The following is a 19,948-nucleotide window of genomic DNA, read 5'->3' on the forward strand; positions in this document are numbered from 1 at the left end:
TTGACGATCTTCTCCGGCGTGTTCTGGTTGACCCAGTTCAAGGCTTGGCCAAAAGCCTCCATCGTCGCGTCCAATTTGGCGGCTTGTGACGGGAACACCTTGAGCTTACAGGATATGGTCAGGACTTGGCTCATAAGTCCATTGTACTTCATCAAAGCGCATTCCTCCCGGCACTGACCCTACGGGTACAGTGCGGGGCTCCTGCGATTTCTAGCTGAGGCTACAGGGATCCGGCTGCAGCAGAATCCCAGTGGGGGCAAACTGCGTCACCCAAAACTCTACATCCTGAAACTGGTGACGCAGGGTGTTGCGCACTTGGGCGGCCAGCTCCAGGCTGGGCATGATTCCGAAGACCGTTGGCCCCGACCCCGACATCAGGGATCCCAGGGCCCCCGCCGAGAGAAGAGCTTGGCGCAGTTCCCCTACAATCGCGTACTCCGGCAAAACCACCTGTTCCAAGTCATTGCGCAAACTCCTGGCTAACGCCGGCGGATCCTGACGGCTGAGAGCCGCCAACGCCTGCGGCAAGGTGGGCAGTGTGGGTTTGGGTAGGGCATCCCCTCCCAAGCTCCCCTGACGAGAACGAAAGGCTTGATAGGCCCAGGCGGTGGAAACCCCCAGGTGCTTGGGCTTGGCCAGCAGCACAGGGATCCCTTCCCAATCGGCCAGCGGCTCCAAAACTTCCCCGCGCCCGGTGGCCAGTTGCGTTCCCCCCTGGATACAGAAGGGAATGTCGGATCCCAAGCGGGCTGCCAAACTCTGCAACTCTCCCACCGTCAGGCCCAGCCCCCACAGTTGGTTCAACCCCACCAAAACCGCTGCCGCATCAGCCGAGCCCCCCGCCAAACCTGCTGCCACCGGAATGTGCTTTTCGATGTGAATCTCCACCCCGGCGGAAGAGTGACACTCTTTTTGCAGCAGCTCAGCCGCTCGATAGGCAAGGTTGCGGGCATCTGTGGGCACTTCTGGGCGATCGCAGGTGAGGTGGATCCCGTGAGGACGGCTCTTCAACTGCAGTCGATCCGCCAAATGAATGCTCTGCAACACCATCGCCACCTCTGAATACCCATCAGGACGGGAGCCGAGGATTTCCAGGTAGAGGTTGATCTTGGCGCGGGCAATCAGGGTACAGGCTTGCATGGGGCAAAAATCTGGGTCAGCAACAACTTTTCAACTCCCCTCAGCCTGTACAGACTTATCCGGGGAGATCTCCCAGCCTGATTCTAGCGGCAGTGGATCCCCTCTCTAGCTGCCAGAGCGAGGCCATGGCCCCAGCCACTCTCCACCGCGAAAGCGCCAGCGGGGAAACAAAATGCGCATCACCACCCAAGCGCTGAGGTAAAGGCAAACCCAGACCACACTGTAGTGGAGAATAAAATCTCCCAAATCAAACCGTTGTCTTGGGATATGAGGCAGACCCACCACCCTCAGGACTGTACCCAAAAAAAGCCCTTCCCAAATGCCGGCCAAAAGCTGAAGGATCCCAGGCCAATCGTGATCCCACATCCACCCCATCAGGTAGTTATAAACAACATCCCAAACACAGCCAAACAGACCTACGTAGAACAGCACCCAAAAATAGGTGAGGCTGCCGCCATGTCCAGTGATCCCAAAATAAAAGGGTAAACTTGCCAAAACACCAACGGTGGCCAATAAGAAAATGCGAGTTTGCCAGCGGCCAATCAGGGTCGGAGTCATCTTTTCCTCCAGCAGTTTTGCCTATCGAGATCATCAGGATCTATTTCGCTCCCGGTCTGTTTGAGAGAATCTTCTGGCCTTCACCCCCATCCGTTCTCCCTTTGGTATAGAAGAGTTGGGGATCAACGCAACACCCCTTTCACCAGGTTCAACGGGATGGGGAATAGCCATGATGTGTCGCCAACAATAGCGTTGATAACCATAAACATCCGGCAAAATCCAGGAGCGTTGCCCAATGTCGGCAAGCTAGGGGCTGATGTTTAGGGCCCACTTGCACCATTGCCACAGGGATCGGATCCCTTCTAAGCCTTTGACCCCCGGTGCCCGCAGTCGAGCCAGGTGTTCCACCGAGCGATGGGCACAGTACTGTAAACCCAAAAACGTATCCACCGGCGCATAGGGCCCGCCCAAGGTGATGATCCCAGCGGCGTACATTCGCCCATCCCGGTTGCGCATCTCCACCAGCTCAAAGTCGTTGGAGACATGCAAGCGCCCGTGAGGATTGAGGGGCAGGTTGTAGTGGGTAATTAGATCGTTGAGGAGAGGATTGGTCATGGGATCCGAAACCAAACCCGTACAGTCGATAACGAAATCGGCCTCCACCTTTAATTGCGTGTTGTTGTGGGTACCTCGAATGTAGGTTACCGGCTTACCCTTGTCGCCGGGAACCACCGACTCCACCTTGCCGAACACAATCGAGTACCAGCCCTCTCGCAACCCTTGCCGCACGATCCGCCGCCATTTCCGCCGACTTGCTGTCGTGGTGCCGCCCCAAGCTTCCAGCAGTTCGCGCCGTTCCAGGGGGGTCGCCGCTTCCAATTTGGCACGCAGAACTCCTCCCCAAGTGCCCTTGGGCCAGTTGAAGGGCTGAAACTCCCAATGGTTATCCACTGCCCGTTTGGCTCGTCCGAAGCGATTACCGCTTTTGGGCGCACGGCTCAGATGCACCACCGAGATGCGGGGGTTGACTTTGCGGGCTTCGTAAAGGCGTTCCATCACCTGAGAGGCGACGATCCCAAATCCCCGAATTAGGACGGTGCCACCTTGTTTCTCCAACTGCTCATAAACGTGATCATGAGGCTCATAGCCGTGTACCACCGATCTCAAATCTCCTGTTTTTTCGCGAAACTCCTGCAGGTCGTTGAGCAACTTGATGGCCGGATATCCAGTTGCCAAATGGAGATACTTGGCCACCATAAAACGGTGATCCGTATGGCCGGGCCGCGTTGCCGAATAGGCCACCACATATCGCCCATCCTCCGTTTTGCGAATGGCGCGAATATGGCCGTAACACAACATTTGCTCCCAACCAATTCGGGCTGCCTCCCGATCCATTGAGGCAAATACATCCCCCGCCCGCGGCGTATAGGTATCTGCCAACAAGGGCTCACTAAATACCTGCCACAAAAAGCCGAATGCTTCCAACAATCGGCCGGAGAAAAAGGAACGCCAAGCATCCCGCAGAGCATAGCCAGGCCAGCCCCAAATGTTGTCTGGACAAGAATCGGAGCCAGAGCGAATTCGCTTCCAGCGGGGGATCTGGCAGTTGGTCAAAAGCCGTTCATACCGTTCGTAGGGTTTGCGGGCAATGCTGATGACGCGGATGTGTTCCGGTCTGACCCCGTAGATGCGCAGGGTATCCACCCAGACAAAGCTGCCGATACCGCCGCCCAAGGCCAAATAGAGGGTCTCCTCCACAGGCAGTCCGGTGGCTTTGAGGGCGCTCAGGGCAATTTGCTCGGCTCGAAACAAATCCGGCGGGGGAAAATCCGAGCCAGCCCGCACTTCAGGAAGCTGCTCTGGGGCGAAAACCACCGTGGAAGCCGGGGGAACCTCAAATGCAGTGTCGGGTTGGGTGGCCGGGCGAATCAGTTCGGTGCGCGGCTCCAGCAAAAGAGTAGGGGTGGCGGTCAGAAGGGTGGCATTGGGATCCCTGGGGGACACCAAACCCACGGTGATGCTGTAGGGGCCAAGCTCCACCACTTCTCCCCCCTGGAGCACCCGGCGTGCCTGACGGATTTTTTCCCCATTGATGCGGCTGCCGTTGGCACTGCGATCTTCATAGATGACCTGGCCATCCTCACCGAGATAGACGAGGGCGTGATAACGGGAGATCTCCTGGCTGGCAAACACAGCCCGCGCCACTTCTCGACCTTGCCATTCCTGTGGCAATTGGGCCAGCTCCCTGCCCAAGGCAAGAGGCAATGGAAAAATCAGCTCCTGCTGTTCTTCGGTGATGGGATCTTCCCAGCTCAGTTGAATTTGCATAGCTTCTGCTTACCTTTACAAATACAAAGATCATGAAGAGGCCATTGAGAAAACACAGAACAGCGCGACCTCACAGGTCACTTTTGGTTTGCCCGGGATCCCTTTTTTCTATCCCCCACGGACTTGGATCAGCCACTGGGATCTGTAAGAAGAATTAAGAAGAATAGAAAGGGTTGGTCCTCTAGAGAGGAGGTTGTGGGGCTTTGCCAGCTTCTGGAGGAGGGATCACCAAGGTAGCGCTCAAGACCAAATGTCCACAGTAGGGACAATTCTGACCCTGATATTCTGGGGGCAGGTAGTGAGGGTTTTCCAGGCGGCTGCACTTAACCTTGAGGGTGTCCAAAGTGCCGCGGCTGAGGAGATCCCCCTGATCCTTCCTGGCAACTTCTATGGACTTCACCCTCAGCACAATGTGCCCCAACTGAATTTGGCTATTGGCCTCAAGCGCAGGCTCCTCCTGAATCATTTTTCGGCCATTCACCCAGACAGGGTTGGGCTGCTTAGGAGGCAAACGATCCCGAGTTAAGTTGCGAATGTGAAAGTTTAAGGTTTTGGGATCAAAATAAAGCCCGGCGTGAACTCCTGAGACCGAGCGAGTTGGGTCATTGAGCACCACATCACAGCTGGGATCCCGTCCAATGGTAACCAGCTTGGAGGGAACAGGCGAAACCGTTTGCGATCGGCGCCGGTCGGCCTCGGTCCATTCTAAAGTGAGTTGACACACGATCCCATTCTCCACAGTTCAGCGCCTCCATTCCCTAGATCGGCTTCAGCATATCGAAAGGTCAGCTTGGGGAAAGCAGAAGATGTCTTTTTCGTCAAAATTGTTATCTTTTTGGATAACTATAACCTACTCCCCTGACCAAAGGCTTGCGCTGATCCGGATCACCTGAGTTGGGATCTCCGAGTTACATTCCTGCTGGAGACCGTGCCCAAACGCTCCGCGCCGCTTCCGCGACCACCCTCAGCTCCTCTTCCAGAGGGAGAGGGGAGCCAGACGGAAAGGTTTCATTCATGATGTTTAGACCATGATGTTTAGAGTGACTACATACTCGACTTTATCCCCACCCGATTTGAAGCAACAAAACTCGATCTCCTCAGGAACGGCGAGGCCGTTCAAGTTTGACCGAGGTGGCCTGATCCCTTGGCCGGAAGCCTCAGAAATCCACCTGAGAGATAGGGCCTAGAGTGAGTTTTGAGTTTCTGGGGATCCTGCAAGACTAGTATCCTCTGTGTCTTTATCCAAACCGTTTTCAAAGCACTCCGGTAAATGGGAAACTGCCGCTGCCCAGCCGCTCCTGCCGATCGAACACACTGATGGTGAGCTGATGGGATCCCGTTTGAGTGAGGGTAAAGCGATTCTGGGTCAGGGTCAGCCCTGTAACGGTGCAGGTGGTCGCCCCAACGAAGCAGCCGGGCAACTGAGCAGCATCAAAAGCTCCCAGGGTTACGAAATTGCCCAGTGGGGTGGTGACGGAAGCCAAAAAGGCGTTGGAACCCCGGATCCCGGCAGGGGCCTCTACCCGGAAAGACACCACAAAGGTTGGAGTTTGCCCCACCAAGACGGTGCGCGGAGAGAGATCGGTAATGGTGAGGGATGGAGCAGGTATGGGAGGCGGCAGGGGCAGAAGATCGCTGCTGCCGGTCGTGCCCCCACACCCCACCAGAACACTGCTCAGCAGCACCAGCAATGGGATCCGTTCATGCCTTCGCTGCATGGTTTTCCTCCACTCCAAAAGGTCTTCTTTTTTTGAGCTTATTGTCTAGAGTTTGTCTCCACCAAGCCAGCGGGCGGAAAGGAGAGAACCTGGCGAGAAGCAGCCTGGAATCCTTCGTCTATTCCCCTTGCAAAAGGTTTTGGCAAGCTGTGGCAATGGCCCAGTCCTCTTGGGCTGAGATCACCAGAACCCGCACCGGAGCATCCGAAGTGCTGATATCGCAGTTGCGGGGGGATCCGGCATTCAAAACCGGGTCGATCTGGATCCCTAAAAAACCTAGGTCTGCACAGGCTGCCGCCCGCACCGGTGCTGAGTTTTCCCCAATCCCCCCAGAAAACACCAGCGCATCCAGCCGATCTAAGCTCATGAGCATCGCCCCAATCTGGCTGCGCAGACGGTGGACAAACAGATCGAAAGCCAGCTCCGCCCGGGCATGGCCTGCCTCCATTGCCTCCAACACAACCCGCATATCGCTGCTTAGGCCGGAAACGCCCTTCAGCCCTGATTCTCGGTTCAAGATCCGATCCAGTTCATCCACACTCATGCCCTGGCGCAACTGATGGATCAAAATGCCCGGATCCACCGACCCCGACCGGGATCCCATCATCAAGCCCTCCAGAGGGGTATAGCCCATGGTGGTATCCACGCTTCTGCCCCCGCGAATAGCCGCCAACGAACAGCCGTTGCCCAGGTGACAGGTGATCAGCCGCAACTCTTCCAGGGGTCGGTTCAAGATCTCGGCAGCGCGACGGGCGCAATGCTCGTGGTTAATGCCATGAAACCCGTAGCGGCGGATCCCTTGTTCAGCCCAGGCATAGGGGAGGGGGTAGAGGGCTGCTGCCGGGGGCATTTGCTGGTGGAAGGCGGTGTCGAAAACGGCCACCTGAGGGATCCCGGGCAACAGTTGACTCAGCAGACGAATGCCGGCTAGCGCGGCAGGGTTGTGGGCTGGGGCCAAGGGGATCAGTTGCTCGATCGCCCTCTCCACCTCTGGCGTAATTAAGGTGGGCTGCCGGTACAGGGATCCCCCATGCACCACCCGATGGCCAACGCCGCCGATCTCAGCCGCCTGGGAGAGCAGGGATCCCTCCCCTTGCCAGAGGCTTTGAAACAGCGGGGCCAATTGGCCGATCCCCCTCTCAGGTGAAACGGAGGGAAAAGGTTCCCACCCACCGCCTCGCCGACGGGTCTGGATGAGGGCCTCCCCCGGCTTGTAGGTGAAATCCACCTGGGCTTGCCAGATGGGCGTGGCCTCCACCCTTCCCTCAACCGCCAGAAATAGGGAGGATTTGAGGCTGCTGGAACCGGCATTGACGACCAGAATATTCACAGCGTGTCTTCGTCGGCCTTCGCAAGGCTTATCGACTTCAAGCTAACGCTCAATCTCGACTTTGACTTCGGACTGCAACCGTTGGTAACACGCTCCAGCCTGGGCCTCCCCTAGGCAGTTTGCACTTGGCGCACCAACCCAGTCGCCCTCAGAGCAGCCAAAGCCCGATCCCGGTAACGGCCATAGCGCTCCTGCTTGTTGCGAAGCTTGCGCCCCTCCAAATCCGGCAACAGCCCAAAATTGGCCGGCATCGGCTGAAAGTGCCTGGGATCGGCGCTGCTGATGAACTGAAACAGGGATCCCATCATTGTTTCGGGGGGCAGCGTGATCAAGGGCAACCCCAGAGCCAGGCGGGCGGCGTTCTGTCCGGCCAACCATCCCCCTGCCACCGCGCAGGCATAGCCCTCGGTGCCCACCAACTGGCCGGCGGCAAACAGCGTGGGTCGGCGACGAAATTGCAAGGTCGGCCACAGAAGCTGGGGCGAATTCAAAAATGTATTGCGGTGCATCACCCCAAAGCGGACAAACTCCGCCTGTTCCAGGCCGGGGATGAGGCGAAAGACCCGCTGCTGTTCTCCCCATTTCAAGTTGGTTTGAAAGCCCACCAAGTTCCACAGCTGCCCTGCTTTGTCCTCTTGCCGCAACTGCACCACCGCGTAAGGACGGGATCCCGTGCGCGGATCCACCAGCCCCACCGGCTTCAAGGGGCCAAAACAGAGGGTGTCTTTGCCTCGTCGCGCCATTTCTTCAATCGGCAAGCAGCCCTCGAAAAACTTGCGTTCCTCTCGTTCAAAATCCTTGAGGGGTGCCTGCTCCGCCTCCACCAGTGCCTGCCAAAACCGTTCATACTCCGCCTCCGTCATGGGGCAGTTGAGATAGGCTGCCTCCCCCTTGTCGTAGCGGGAAGCCTGAAACACCACCGCCCGGTTCAAGGAATCCCCGGTAACAATGGGGCTAGAAGCATCGAAAAAGCTCAGGTACTCCAGGCCCGTAAAAGCTTGCAGCGCCTTGGCCAGGGGATCGCTGGTCAGAGGGCCGGTACAGAGGACGGCAATGCCTGCCGGGATCTCCGTTACTTCCTCCCGGCGCAGGGTGATGCGGGGATGGTTTTGAATGGCTTCCGTGAGAGCCTGGCTGAAGCGGGCCCGATCCACCGCCAATGCCCCTCCTGCCGGCACTGCATGGCAATCCGCTGTCGCGATCACCAGGGATCCCAGTTGTCGCAGTTCTTCCTTGAGTAGCCCTGCCGCCCGATCGCTGGCTGCAGCCCCAAAGGAGTTGCTGCACACCAGCTCCCCCAACTGATCGGTGTGATGGGCCGGGCTCTGACGCACGGGGCGCATCTCCGAAAGAATGACAGGCACTCCTAACTGGGCAATTTGCCAAGCGGCCTCTGTCCCCGCTAACCCCCCGCCCACAACATGGATGGGGGCGAAGGCTCCCGCTCGTGCAAGCGGGCTGCAAGCCCTTGGGTTAGTTGGAGGGTTCATCACAACCTCCGGGAGGGAAGAGAAGAATGGAGCGCACCCTGCTAGGGCCGGAAACGGCTCAGGTCAAACCCACTATGGTGACATACTCCCGCACTCATACTGACGCAAAGCACTCCGCGCTGCTAAAGCGAAAGAGTGTGCGCTTCTCGCTTCAACGGGGAGCTATCACAAGAACCCTCAGCGAGCAGACACGGAATGTCCCACCGCGTAGCTGTACCAGATTCCGGCAAAGCCGTTTTGTACAGCCAGGTTGATTATAGAACAAAGACCGCCTTTCATCCCGACCCTTACGCTGAGGCATAGCGCTCCGCGCCGCTAAAGTGGTTGCGTCGCGTTGCGTAGCAATAAGGAGGGCGGAGCTTCTGGGCGGATTAGCTAACCCTCAGCATGGCCCGACCTGCACGAGGCAAGTGACCCAGAGGCGGGATACGCTACTATAAGTACCCGCTGACACCCAGGATCCCGACCCATGACGGAAACGGCTGACCTTTGGCCACAGCTTTTGGGGCAGTTGCTGGATCGGCAATCTCTCAGCGAAGCCCAAGCTGAACAGTTAATGAACGGTTGGCTCCAGAACCAAGTGCCAGATGTGGTGTCGGGGGCGATTCTGGCGGCCCTGCAAGCCAAGGGTGTGAGCGCTGGTGAACTGGCCGGCATGGCACGAGTGCTACAGCGGGCTTCGCTGGGATCCCCGCTGGACTTGCCTCTCCTGGTGGATACCTGTGGCACCGGCGGCGATGGGGCCGGCACTTTTAACATTTCCACGGCGGTGGCCTTTGTGGTCAGTGCAGCCGGGATCCCGGTGGTTAAACATGGCAACCGTTCCGCCTCTGGCAAGGTTGGCTCGGCGGATGTGCTGGAGGCCCTGGGGGTGAACTTGGGGGCTGAGCCAGAGCGGGTGCGGGCGGCTGTGGCGGAAGTGGGCATCACCTTTTTGTTTGCTCCCCAGTGGCACCCGGCCATGCGGGCGGTGATCCCCTATCGGCGGGCCCTCAAGGTTCGCACCATTTTCAACCTGTTGGGGCCCTTGGTCAACCCCCTCTATCCCAACCGCCAGGTGATCGGGGTTTACGCCCAGGAGCTGGTGCCGGTAATGGCAGAGGCCCTGCGCCTGTTGGGACGGGAAGGGGCCATTGTGTTGCACAGCCGCGAAGGTCTCGACGAGGCCGGTCTGGATCAACCCACCGATCTGGGCATCCTGTCCGGTGGGCTGGTACGGACGGAAGTCTTGAACCCTGCAGATTACGAGCTGACCCTGGCACCCACCCAAGCTCTCAAGGGGGGGGATGTGGCGGAAAATGCCGCCATCCTCACCCAAGTTCTCCAGGGATCCGGGACGCCTGCCCAGCAGGATGTGGTGGCCTTGAATGCTGCTTTGGCCCTGCAGGTGGCCGGAGTGGCCCCCGATTGGAGAGCCGGGATCGCCCAAGCTCGCGAGATTCTCGCCAGGGGTGCCGCTTGGGATCGCTTGCAACAGCTGGTTCATTTTCTCAAGGCTTGATGCCGGTAGGAGCCCAGGAGAGGGCGACAGGGATCCCACCTGAGCCTAGGGCTAAAACTCCCGCCCTCGCCCAAAGGCCAGAACTTCATCCACCCCCAAGCGAGGCTTGCGCGGCAGGTTACCCGCTGCCGCATATCCAACCGCCAGCAGCATCACCGGCACGTAGCGGTCGGCAATGCCGAACTCCCGCTTTACCCCTTCCGGATCAAAGCCGATCATCGGCCCGCTCACCAAACCCTTGGCCTGAGCCGCGATCATCAGCGCCATGGCAGCCATCGCCCCAGAGCGAATCGCTTCATCCCGCGCCAAGGTGGGATTGTGGAGATAGGTTGCCTGGGCCATGTTCACCCAGCCTTCCGCTTTTTCGGGGGGGAGGATCCCGGCAGCAACGCTTCTTTGCACAATTTCAGGCAGTTTCTCATACCCCCGCAGATCCCCCAGGATGATAAACACCACCGATGCATCCGCCACCTTCTGTTGGTTATAGGCCAGAGATTTGAGGCGCTCTTTGTCTTCCGGGTCGGTGACCGCAACAAACCGCCAGTGCTGAATGTTGAAGGAAGAAGGAGCTTCCGTAGCATAAGCCACCAGCTCTCGGATCTCCGCTTCCGATAAACGGCGGCTGGGATCCAATTTGTCGGCGGAAATGCGCTCTTTCAGGGCAGTTAGGGCGTCCATAGGGATCCTCAAGTGTCGGTAGAAAGGCTGCTCCCCCCAAAGGTAGGGGCAGGATTGGCAAATGGCTATACATTCCGTGTTCAAACGGTCTGTCTTCTTTGTTATCTCCCTTTTATCCAGCCTGTGGCAACCGGGTGAGGCACAAACTGGGCCTTGGCAGGGCAGGCAAGCGGGATCCCTAACGCAAAGGCAGGTATGATGGAAAAACAAACTGGTCTCATCTGGGTCGCCCGGTTAATCGTCGGATTGGTGTGGTTGATGGGGAGAAGCAATCGGTGAACTTCGGTCGAGTGCTGACGGCCATGGTTACCCCCTTTACTGATGAGGGGGAGCTTAACTACGATGAGGCCGCTCGTTTGGCCGATTACTTGGCAACCCACGGCAGTGACGGCTTGGTGGTCTGTGGCACCACAGGCGAATCTCCCACCCTAACCTGGCAAGAGGAGTATGAGCTGTTCCGCGTGGTGCGAGATGCCGTAGCCGGTCGGGCTAAGGTGATCGCCGGGACGGGATCCAACTCCACCCGTGAGGCCATTGAAGCCACAAAAAAGGCCGCTCAACTCGGTTTGGATGGCTCTCTGCAGGTGGTGCCCTACTACAACAAGCCTACCCAGGCCGGCCTTTATGAGCACTTCAAGGCCATCGCCCAAGCCAGTGACCTGCCCATCTTGCTCTACAACATTCCCAGTCGGACAGGGGCCAGTTTACAGCCGGAGACTGTAGCCCAATTAGCAGAATTGGAAACGGTTGTCGCCATCAAAGAAGCCAGTGGTATGATGGATGTAGCTTCGGAAATTCGGCGACTCACTCCCTCGCGTTTCGCCATCTATTCGGGGGATGACTCTCTGACGTTGCCGCTCCTATCTTTGGGGGGGAGCGGGGTGGTCAGTGTAGCCAGCCACCTGGTTGGGTTGCAGTTGCAGGAGCTGATCCAGAGCTACATCAGGGGGCAACACGGTCAAGCTTTGGCCCACCACCTGCGCCTGTTTCCGTTGTTCAAGGTTTTATTCATCGAGACCAACCCAGTTCCAATTAAGGCCGCATTGGAGATGCAGGGTTGGCGAGTGGGTCGGGCGCGCCTTCCCCTAGCGCCTCTACAGCCCAGTTCTCTGCAGGTTTTGCGACAGGTGCTTGAAGAGATGGGCCTACTGGCTGAATCGAAGGGATCCGAACAAATGGCGACGAAAGTTTCATGATTGCATTTTTAGGCTTTGCTTCTGCCATGACCACGGTTTTCAGGGGTTTGCAAGGGGCTCTTTTGTGGCGTTTGACCTGTGGGTAAGTGGCTTTTTCCCCGAAAAGCTCTTTCCCAGCTTGGGAAGCAAATAAGTTGCGGCGGCTGAGTTCAGCTTTCACCCACAGCCTTGTTGGGGATAGCTTGTGCCCATTTCTGTTTTTGTTTTTTTACTGTTGAGGATCTAAACCCATATGCCAACACCACGTTCTTCAGTTGCTTCTCGTTCTGTAATCCCACAATCCACCTCTTCCGTTCAGATGATTCCGCTGGGCGGCGAGCGGGAGATCGGCAAAAACACATGGGCCTTCCGCTACGAGGACGACATTATCCTCTTGGATGCCGGTTTGGCTTTTCCCGATGAGAGCATGCACGGCGTGAACATCGTGCTGCCGGACATGACCTACATCAAGCAAAACCGCGACAAAGTGCGGGGGATGGTGGTTACCCACGGCCACGAAGATCACATCGGTGGCATCCCGTATCACCTGCGGGAATTTGATATTCCGGTCATCTACGGCCCCAGATTGGCGCTGGCGCTGCTGGAAGAGAAATTGCGGGAAGTGGGCCTGCTCAACCGCACAGAGCTGCGTCCTGTTGGCCCCCGTGAAATCGTTCCCTTGAGTAAGCACTTTTTTGCCGAATTCATTCGCAACACCCACTCTTTTGCCGATAGCTTTACGGTGGCTCTGCACACGCCTGTGGGCGTCATTATTCAGACCGGCGACTTTAAGATCGACCATACCCCCGTGGATGGGGAGTACTTCGACCTGCAGCGGTTGGCCGAACATGGGGAAAAGGGAGTGCTCTGCCTGATCAGCGACTCCACCAACGCGGAAGTGCCGGGGTTCACCCCCTCTGAAGCCTCAGTGGTGCCCGGTCTCACCAAGGCCATTGCGGGAGCCAAGGGACGGGTGATCATCACCACCTTTGCTTCTTCGGTACATCGTCTCAACTTGGTGCTGCAGATCGCCGAACAGCAAGGTCGGGTGGTGTCTCTGCTGGGCCGCTCCATGCTAAACGTGGTGGCTCATGCGCGGCGCTTGGGCTACATCCGCTGCAAGGACGAGACGCTGCAGCCGATGCATGTGATCAACAGCCTGCCGGATGACCGGGTGATCATCCTCACCACCGGATCCCAGGGAGAACCGCTGGCTGCTCTTACCCGCATCGCCAACGGTGAGCACCCGCAGTTGCAAATCAAGCCAGGAGACACGGTGGTGTGGTCGGCCAACCCGATCCCTGGCAACACGATCGCAGTCTCGCGGGTCATTGACAAGCTAATGGAGCTGGGAGCCAATGTCATTTACGGCAAAGACAAGGGCCTGCACGTTTCCGGCCACGGCTGCCAGGAAGACCAGAAGCTGATGATTGCCCTCACCCGCCCCAAGTTCTTCGTTCCCACCCACGGGGAATACCGCATGCTGGTCAAGCACGCCGAAACCGCCATGAGCATGGGGATCCCGCGGGAAAACATTGTAATCATCGACAACGGCGATGTGGTGGAGGTGAACCGGGAGCGCATTGCCATCACGGGCCGCGTCCCCTCTGGCCTGCAGATGATCGCCGCTTCCCACGATGGAGTGGTGATGGATGAGATGATGCAGGAGCGGCAGCAGATCGCCAAAGATGGCATGGTGACGGTGGTGATCAGCCTGGACGGCAGCGGCCAGTTGCTCTGCACCCCGCAGGTGCAAACCTTTGGCTTGGCGGGGGAAGGGAACCAACTCAAGGGATCCGACCTGAAACCCCTTCTGGAGAACACCCTTCGGCAAGCGTGGCCCCAATTTGCTCGCTCGCTGGAGCGGGGCAGCCTGGACATCGACTGGGCCGGCCTTAAGGGCGAAGTGGAGCGGGTGGTGCGCCGTTTCTTGCGAGAACAATTGCCCGGCAAGCCCACGGTGGCGGTTTTTGTGCAATCCCCTGAAGAGGAGTCTGTGTCTTCCCTGAGCGTGGAAACCCAACCGGAGCCGGTAGCGGGTGCTCTGGGCCGGCGGCGGCGTTCCTCGGCAGCGGTAGCTGCTTCCTAAAACTGGCCCGTTCTCCGTGGCTGGATCGTCTAAGCGCCTTTGGGATCCCTTGCCGAGCGCAAGGATCCTTCCTGTTGTGCCGGCTTGTATCCATCCGTGAGAAAACTGCGGAGGGCAGACTCTGCCGCCGCATCTGGTTGCAGGGATCCCACCTCGCTAAAGGGAGGGCAGCGGGTTTGGGGAGGGAGCGGTTGCCGAAGGGCGCTCAAGAAGGCATCGGCCAAATCGGCGTAGCCCCGGTCGTTGGGGTGAAAGCCGTCGGCCAGCGGGCCGGGAAAGAAGGACTCGCGTCGGTAGGAGCGGGGATCGCAGAGCAAGTCCACCACTGGGATCCCCTGTTGGCTTAAGGGGTTGATGGCCCGTTGCGTGAGGCCAACCGAGATCAGGGAGAGCAGTTGGCGCACGCTGCTGGGTTGCTGCTGACCCAGAGGGATCAGGGCGAAGTTGGGCAGGTTGGCCACCGCCAGGCGAGCTTGAGGGGCACGGGCACGCACCGCTTGCAGCAGGGTTTGGTAATCGGCGGCGAATTGTCGGATCTGCTGATCGACGAAGGGCAAGGGATCCTCACCTCGGAGAGCCTGTTGAGCTGCTGCCAGAGCGATGGCGTTGGTATCGTTTCCGCCCACCCAAATGGTGATCAGGGTGGCATCGGGGGGAATGCGCGGCACTTGGTCCTGCAGCAAATTGGCCGGGATCCCCTGCCTCAGGGCTTGAATGGCGGGGCTGAGCACCGCTCCCGAACGGCCCAAATTGACCAGCTCAACCGGGGCCGGCAAAGACCGGGCCAGGCGGGGCACATAGCCCGTTCCATTGGGGCAGTCCAACGGCTCTGAGCGCTGGGGTCGAGTGCTGGCGGCGTTGGCTGGGCCATCACAGGAAATGGAGGCGTTGTAGCCAACGGCATCGCTGGCTCCCAGGGCAACGTAGCGGGTGAGGGTGGGTGGGCTGGGCACAACAGGGGATCCAGAACTGGCAGAGCAGCCGGTTAGCCCCAAACTGAGTATCAAAATCAGCAGGGAGAGGAGGAACACCCAGCTGTCTTGTTGTCTTGGAGTCGAGTTTTCTGGGGTTCGGGTGCTGGCATCCTTTGCAGAGAGAGGCATGGGAAAGCGGGCATAGATAGGGCGAGGCGGGAAGCACCCCCAGACAGGCTAGCCAAGGATCCCAAAATTGGCGAGGTATGGTGGGAGTATGCCGCTACGGTTTTGCAAGTCCCGCACCTACCACGATCCCCTGCATGGCGCCATCAGCCTGAATGGAGGGGACGCGGTTGAGGCTCTGCTCATTCGCCTGATCGATACACCGGCCTTTCAGCGGCTGCGCCGCATTCGCCAGTTGGACACGGCCTTTTTTACCTTCCACGGGGCAGAGGGATCCCGCTTTACCCATTCGGTGGGGGTGCTGCAGGTAACGCGGCGGCTGTTCGACAAATTGGCCCATCGCCACCCGGAGCTGCGTCCCTATCGGGCGGTAACCTTGGCCTCGGCTCTGCTGCACGACATTGGCCATGCCCCTTTTAGCCATGCCGGGGAAGAGATCTTCGGCTGCCGGCACGAGGTTTGGACGGCCCGCATTCTCCGGGAGGATCCCCAGGTGAGGACGCTGCTGGCGGAGTTTGATTCCCAACTGCCGGCCCAGATGCAGCAAGTGCTGCAGAAGCAGTTTCCCCTGCCGCTGGTGGGGCAACTCATCTCCAGCCAACTGGACTGCGACCGCTTCGATTACCTGATGCGGGATAGCCTGCTCACGGGTGCCCAATACGGCCACCTGGACTTGGATCGCATCCTAACGGTGCTGGATTATGACCCGGAGACGGGATCCCTGTCCATCCCCGCCCGCAAAGGCCTGGGGGCCATCGAGCACTACCTGGTGGTGCGCTATTTCATGTACACCCAGGTGTACCAGCACCCCAAGAGCCTCTGTGCCCGTTTTATCTTGGAGCGGCTATTCAGGCGGGCAGAGGCGCTCCTGCAAAGGGGGGAGATTGAGCTGGATCCCATCCTCAGCGCTTGGTGCTGGGCCTCGCTGGCGGCTCAAAAAGGGGATCCCTTCGAGTTGCCGCTCCCCCTCTACTTGGCTGCCGACGATATCATCTTCAGCTACCCCATGCGCCTCTGGGCCATGTCGGGGAAGGATCCCATCTTGGCGGATCTGTCGCGGCGCTACTTGGAGCGGGATTTGTTCAAGGCCCGCAACATTACCCAGTTGTCTGAGGAACAACGCCAAACCCTGGTGGCCGCCGTGCAGGCCAAAATGCTGCAGGACGGGCTGGATCCTGAGAGTTACTTGGGCATCCGCTCTGCCCATGTCCAGGGCTATAGCTTTTATGACCAAGGGATCCAGCTCAAAACCGAGCGTGGCTATGAAGAAATTGCCCATCTTTCCCCTTTGGTGCGTGCCTTGGTGGAAACCCAGCGCCAGGTCTGGCTAATCTTTCCCCGGCCCTATGGCGATATCGTAGAGGGGGTTTTGTCTGCCTAGAAAATCATTGGGCCATCCCAGAGCTAGAGCATTAGAGGTGGGAATCTGTTCCTGAGCACATCTAAACAACGAGGGAAGCAGGAGTGGGGATCCGAGAAATCCTAACGGGGGTATTGTCCTTAACAGCTTTGGCGATTGCCCTAGTGGCTCTGCAACTGAGGCGAGCGTTGCGGGCTTCCCCCTGGCTGAGGGATCCCCCGGCGGAACAGGCAGGGGAAATCGCGGCCGGGATGGAGCGGCTGGCGGTGATCGTGCCCGCCTACAACGAGGCGGAGAACGTGGTGGGCTGCCTGAGCAGCATTCTGGACAGCACCTCTGCCCCTTTACAGGTGTGGTTGGTGGACGATGAATCCACGGATGCCACCTGGGAGCTGGCCCAAGCCCTGGCTGCCGAACGGCAAGATCCGCGCCTACACCTGCTCAAGGGGGATCCCCGTCCCAAAGGCCAAAGGTGGGTGGGCAAAAACTGGGCCTGTGCCCAAGCCGTCGCCCGCGTAGAAGCCGACTACTTGCTGTTTCTGGATTGCGACGTGCGGCTGGGATCCGGTGCCATTGAAGCGGCCTTAGGACATTTGCTGGCAAGCGGCAGCGGCTTGGTGAGTGTAGGGCCGCAATTGGTGTGCGGTTGCCTAGCGGAGTGGCTGGTGCAACCCATCATGATGACCATCCTGGCGGTGGGTTACAACTTTGCCGCCGTGAACGATCCCGACAACCCCAAAGCCTTTGCCTTTGGTCCCTTCCTGCTGTTTCGGCGCTCTGCCTACGAGCAAGTTGGCGGGCACGCCGGAGTGGCCGATGTGGTGATCGAGGATGTGGCCCTGGGGCAACGGATCAAAGCCCAGGGGTTGGGCCTGCGGATTTGCCTGGGAGGGCCGCGGGTGCGCAGCCGCATGTATGCCAACGGGGCTGCCCTTTGGGAAGGGTGGACCAAAAACTGGTTCCTGGGCCTGGAGCGCAACTGGGCCTTGGCGGTGTTGGCAATGGGTACGGTCTTGGGGATCTGCAGCTTGCCCTGGTTGGGGGTGATCCTGGCTGGGGCTACGGGATCCCTGGAGGTGCTGTTGGCCAGCTTGGCAGGGATCCTGGCCCAATTGGCCATCCGGCTTCTGCTCCGGCATTGGGCGCATCTGCCCCTCTGCTACTGGTGGCTAACGGCAGTGGGGGGTTGGGCGACAGCGGCCATCATCTTGGCTTCGGCCATCCGCACCACCACCGGCCGCAACTGGACTTGGCGGGGCCGTTCTCTCGCCGTCCACTGACCGGAGTGCGCCAACACCCCAGAAATGGTACAAGAACATGGTCTAATGGGGGATGTTCGGAAAACAGGCAAGCTGGGTTTAGAAACAGCGGAATAGCACACCATGCAGGCTCTGGTCATCGGATCTGGGGGGCGAGAACACGCTCTGGCCTGGAAGCTGTTGCAGTCTCCCCAGGTTACTCGGATCTACTGTGCCCCCGGCAACGGCGGCATGCAGCAGCTGCCCCGCTGTCAATCCGTGGCTTTGGCGGCTACCGACATTGAAGGCCTGGTGCGGTTTGCTACCGTACAAGGGATCCGCCTGACGGTGGTAGGGCCAGAGCTGCCCTTGGTGCAGGGGATCGTGGACGCCTTCCAGGCAGCAGGGTTGCCCATTTTCGGGCCTAGCCGCGCCGCTGCCCAACTGGAAGGAAGCAAACTCTGGGCTAAGCAATTGATGCAAGAGGCGGGGATCCCGACTGCTCGCGCTACCGGCTTTGCTGAGCTATCTGCCGCTGTGGCCTATCTCGACTCCCAGAGTTTCCCAGTGGTCATCAAAAAAGACGGACTGGCTGCCGGCAAGGGGGTAACCGTTGCCCAAAACCGGGAAGAAGCCGTGCAAGCCCTGGAAGCAGCCCTGGCCAAGCCGGGCGATCAGGTGCTGATCGAGGAGTTTATCCCCGGCCAGGAGGTGTCGGTTTTGGCTCTAACCGATGGCCAGATCTGTGTGCTGCTGCCACCTGCCCAGGACTACAAGCGCCTTGGCGAGGGCGATACCGGCCCCAACACCGGCGGCATGGGAGCTCATGCCCCTGCCGATCACCTGGTCACTCCAGAAGGGTTGGCCCGCATCCAAACCCAGATCCTGGATCCCACCCTGGAGGCTTTGCAACGGCGGGGCATCCGCTACCAGGGGGTGATCTATGCCGGTTTGATGATCACGCCCAGTGGGGATCCCTACGTGTTGGAGTACAACTGCCGCTTTGGGGATCCCGAAGCTCAGGTCATCCTGCCCTTGCTGGAAAACCCTTTGGACGAGGTGCTGCTGGCCTGTATAGAAGGACGGCTGGCCCAAATCCAGCTCAAATGGAAACCCGGCTATGCCGCCTGCGTGGTGATGGCAGCCCCAGGCTATCCCGATGCCTACGAGCGAGGGATCCCCATCTCCGGCTTGGATGCAGCTGCCACCACGGGGGCGTTGGTGTTTCATGCGGGTACCCGCCAGGCAGGCAAGCAGCTCCTGAGCGATGGCGGGCGCGTTCTCTGTCTTACCGGCCAAGGGGCAACCCTATCCGAGGCCCTGCGCCAAGCCTACGCAGCTGTGGAGCAAGTGCAGTTTCCCAAGGCCTACTACCGTTCTGACATCGGCAGCCACGCCCTGGGGCCTGCCGTCCGCCGAGGAGTGATCCCTACCCCATAAAGCCATCCCTTGCCCTCTCAGCTGCAGCCGGATGGAAGAAGCCCCAGAGGGGTCGCTCCTCCAGGGCCCATAAAGCAGCTTTGAAAAAAGCTTTGATGCTTAGACGATAGCGCTTTCGGTAACAAGACGGCAACAGTGATATCAAAAGCTCAACTTTACTTTAGATTCCTTAACAATAGCCCTCTGCTTTGACTAGGCACGGATATTGCTGAGCTGAGTCTCTCCCCTCTCGAGGGGGATCCCCCATTAGCCCACTTGAACTGTTGCGGACCCGGATCCCCTAGAGCAGGCATTTCCTCTCCCAGGGTGGAAGAGGGGTTGGGGGTGGTCGTCTGGGGCAGCGCATGGCAGAGGAGACTATCTCTCTCAAATAGATTCAGAGTAACTGCAATCACCATCCCTCGCCATCTTCAGGCCAAACTCTCGCAGAGCGGGCAAGAAATTTTTGTTTTCGTGATGGGATCGGCTCAACTTCAGCAAGGCAAATCTCTGGATATCGTGCAAGTTTCTCCAGAAATCGAGGGCAAGCCGGATCCCCAGGTCTTGAGCTTTTTGTTGGACAGCCATTGGGATCTGGTTGGGATTTTGCCATTCAGGCTGGGGGTCAATGGGAATCTCTTGCGCCTCTTCGTGGCAGATGGAGCGAACCAAATGGCGCAGATGGTTGCGGAGTTCTTCTAGATCCTGTGGAGATTCAGAGGGCCAATCAACACACTTCCGCCGCTCTTCTAAGGAAAACTTGGCCCATTGATGGAGCTTGAGCTTGATCCCGCACAAATCCAGCTTTAGGCGCAAGGTCATGGGGATGCATCGCAGAGAGTCGGCAAAATCTTGCTCAAACTGAAACAGAGTCATGGGAACCT

General features: G+C 58.8%; 16 protein-coding genes and 1 pseudogene. 6 read left to right on the forward strand and 11 right to left on the reverse strand.

Going from position 1 to position 19,948, the window contains the following annotated elements:
* From NW870_RS04035 to trmFO, 8 genes and pseudogenes are all read right to left on the reverse strand, one after another.
* A pseudogene (locus NW870_RS04035) lies at positions 1-134 on the reverse strand (RNA-guided endonuclease TnpB family protein); the annotation flags it as partial.
* Positions 135-210: 76 nt separating this feature from the next.
* Complete coding sequence (gene ispE, locus NW870_RS04040) at positions 211-1,140, reverse strand: 4-(cytidine 5'-diphospho)-2-C-methyl-D-erythritol kinase (protein WP_414374023.1); 930 nt, start codon at positions 1,138-1,140, stop codon at positions 211-213.
* A gap of 105 nt (positions 1,141-1,245) precedes the next feature.
* The gene (locus tag NW870_RS04045) at positions 1,246-1,698 is read right to left on the reverse strand and encodes a hypothetical protein (protein WP_414344702.1); all 453 of its coding nucleotides are present in this window, start codon (positions 1,696-1,698) and stop codon (positions 1,246-1,248) included.
* A gap of 246 nt (positions 1,699-1,944) precedes the next feature.
* Entirely contained in the window at positions 1,945-3,966 is a 2,022-nt protein-coding gene (locus tag NW870_RS04050) for an FHA domain-containing protein (RefSeq protein ID WP_414351294.1), read from the reverse strand.
* A 181-nt stretch (positions 3,967-4,147) separates the two neighbouring features.
* Positions 4,148-4,690: an FHA domain-containing protein gene (locus NW870_RS04055; protein WP_414374025.1), complete on the reverse strand. Its 543-nt coding sequence runs from the start codon at positions 4,688-4,690 to the stop codon at positions 4,148-4,150.
* 529 nt (positions 4,691-5,219) lie between these two features.
* Complete coding sequence (locus NW870_RS04060) at positions 5,220-5,684, reverse strand: hypothetical protein (RefSeq protein WP_414332256.1); 465 nt, start codon at positions 5,682-5,684, stop codon at positions 5,220-5,222.
* Between the two features lie 118 nt (positions 5,685-5,802).
* On the reverse strand, positions 5,803-7,014 hold the full coding sequence (locus tag NW870_RS04065) for an acetate kinase (protein WP_414374027.1): 1,212 nt from the start codon (positions 7,012-7,014) through the stop codon (positions 5,803-5,805).
* Between the two features lie 110 nt (positions 7,015-7,124).
* The gene (trmFO, locus tag NW870_RS04070) at positions 7,125-8,504 is read right to left on the reverse strand and encodes an FADH(2)-oxidizing methylenetetrahydrofolate--tRNA-(uracil(54)-C(5))-methyltransferase TrmFO (protein ID WP_414374029.1); all 1,380 of its coding nucleotides are present in this window, start codon (positions 8,502-8,504) and stop codon (positions 7,125-7,127) included.
* A gap of 469 nt (positions 8,505-8,973) precedes the next feature.
* On the opposite strand from trmFO, the gene trpD reads away from it, so the two are divergent.
* Positions 8,974-10,005 carry an anthranilate phosphoribosyltransferase gene (gene trpD, locus NW870_RS04075; protein WP_414329730.1) on the forward strand — a complete coding sequence of 344 codons (1,032 nt, stop codon included), beginning with the start codon at positions 8,974-8,976 and terminating at the stop codon, positions 10,003-10,005.
* 51 nt (positions 10,006-10,056) lie between these two features.
* On the opposite strand, the gene NW870_RS04080 is transcribed toward trpD, so the two are convergent.
* On the reverse strand, positions 10,057-10,683 hold the full coding sequence (locus NW870_RS04080) for a nitroreductase family protein (protein WP_011431721.1): 627 nt from the start codon (positions 10,681-10,683) through the stop codon (positions 10,057-10,059).
* Between the two features lie 275 nt (positions 10,684-10,958).
* On the opposite strand from NW870_RS04080, the gene dapA reads away from it, so the two are divergent.
* Together dapA and NW870_RS04090 are read left to right on the forward strand one after the other, a co-directional pair.
* Positions 10,959-11,879 carry a 4-hydroxy-tetrahydrodipicolinate synthase gene (gene dapA, locus NW870_RS04085; RefSeq protein WP_414374031.1) on the forward strand — a complete coding sequence of 307 codons (921 nt, stop codon included), beginning with the start codon at positions 10,959-10,961 and terminating at the stop codon, positions 11,877-11,879.
* Between the two features lie 232 nt (positions 11,880-12,111).
* A complete protein-coding gene (locus tag NW870_RS04090; RefSeq protein ID WP_414374032.1) occupies positions 12,112-13,947 on the forward strand; it encodes a ribonuclease J in 1,836 nt (611 codons plus the stop codon).
* A gap of 29 nt (positions 13,948-13,976) precedes the next feature.
* Here NW870_RS04090 and NW870_RS04095 read toward each other — a convergent pair whose 3' ends face one another.
* On the reverse strand, positions 13,977-14,978 hold the full coding sequence (locus NW870_RS04095; RefSeq protein WP_414374034.1) for an SGNH/GDSL hydrolase family protein: 1,002 nt from the start codon (positions 14,976-14,978) through the stop codon (positions 13,977-13,979).
* A 160-nt stretch (positions 14,979-15,138) separates the two neighbouring features.
* Here NW870_RS04095 and NW870_RS04100 point away from each other — a divergent pair, with 160 nt between their 5' ends.
* The 3 genes from NW870_RS04100 (at position 15,139) to purD (ending at position 19,085) form a co-directional block, all read left to right on the forward strand.
* Positions 15,139-16,428 (forward strand): HD domain-containing protein, encoded by a 1,290-nt coding sequence (locus NW870_RS04100; protein ID WP_414349558.1) that lies wholly within the window; start codon positions 15,139-15,141, stop codon positions 16,426-16,428.
* An 83-nt stretch (positions 16,429-16,511) separates the two neighbouring features.
* Positions 16,512-17,687 (forward strand): glycosyltransferase, encoded by a 1,176-nt coding sequence (locus NW870_RS04105; protein WP_414374036.1) that lies wholly within the window; start codon positions 16,512-16,514, stop codon positions 17,685-17,687.
* 102 nt (positions 17,688-17,789) lie between these two features.
* On the forward strand, positions 17,790-19,085 hold the full coding sequence (gene purD / locus NW870_RS04110) for a phosphoribosylamine--glycine ligase (protein ID WP_414374038.1): 1,296 nt from the start codon (positions 17,790-17,792) through the stop codon (positions 19,083-19,085).
* A gap of 366 nt (positions 19,086-19,451) precedes the next feature.
* On the opposite strand, the gene NW870_RS04115 is transcribed toward purD, so the two are convergent.
* The gene (locus NW870_RS04115) at positions 19,452-19,940 is read right to left on the reverse strand and encodes a nitrate reductase associated protein (protein ID WP_414357823.1); all 489 of its coding nucleotides are present in this window, start codon (positions 19,938-19,940) and stop codon (positions 19,452-19,454) included.
* Positions 19,941-19,948 lie beyond the last annotated feature (8 nt).

Origin of the sequence: Synechococcus sp. R50.1, from assembly GCF_047462115.1 — a bacterium.
Taxonomy (GTDB): Bacteria; Cyanobacteriota; Cyanobacteriia; order Thermostichales; family Thermostichaceae; genus Thermostichus.

Coding starts and splice junctions, on each gene's coding strand:
- ispE (WP_414374023.1), bottom strand. CDS start 1,140: ATGCAAGCCTGTACCCTGATTGCCCGCGCCAAGATCAACCTCTACCTG.
- NW870_RS04045 (WP_414344702.1), bottom strand. CDS start 1,698: ATGACTCCGACCCTGATTGGCCGCTGGCAAACTCGCATTTTCTTATTG.
- NW870_RS04050 (WP_414351294.1), bottom strand. CDS start 3,966: ATGCAAATTCAACTGAGCTGGGAAGATCCCATCACCGAAGAACAGCAG.
- NW870_RS04060 (WP_414332256.1), bottom strand. CDS start 5,684: ATGCAGCGAAGGCATGAACGGATCCCATTGCTGGTGCTGCTGAGCAGT.
- trmFO (WP_414374029.1), bottom strand. CDS start 8,504: ATGAACCCTCCAACTAACCCAAGGGCTTGCAGCCCGCTTGCACGAGCG.
- trpD (WP_414329730.1), top strand. CDS start 8,974: ATGACGGAAACGGCTGACCTTTGGCCACAGCTTTTGGGGCAGTTGCTG.
- NW870_RS04080 (WP_011431721.1), bottom strand. CDS start 10,683: ATGGACGCCCTAACTGCCCTGAAAGAGCGCATTTCCGCCGACAAATTG.
- NW870_RS04090 (WP_414374032.1), top strand. CDS start 12,112: ATGCCAACACCACGTTCTTCAGTTGCTTCTCGTTCTGTAATCCCACAA.
- NW870_RS04100 (WP_414349558.1), top strand. CDS start 15,139: ATGCCGCTACGGTTTTGCAAGTCCCGCACCTACCACGATCCCCTGCAT.
- purD (WP_414374038.1), top strand. CDS start 17,790: ATGCAGGCTCTGGTCATCGGATCTGGGGGGCGAGAACACGCTCTGGCC.
- NW870_RS04115 (WP_414357823.1), bottom strand. CDS start 19,940: ATGACTCTGTTTCAGTTTGAGCAAGATTTTGCCGACTCTCTGCGATGC.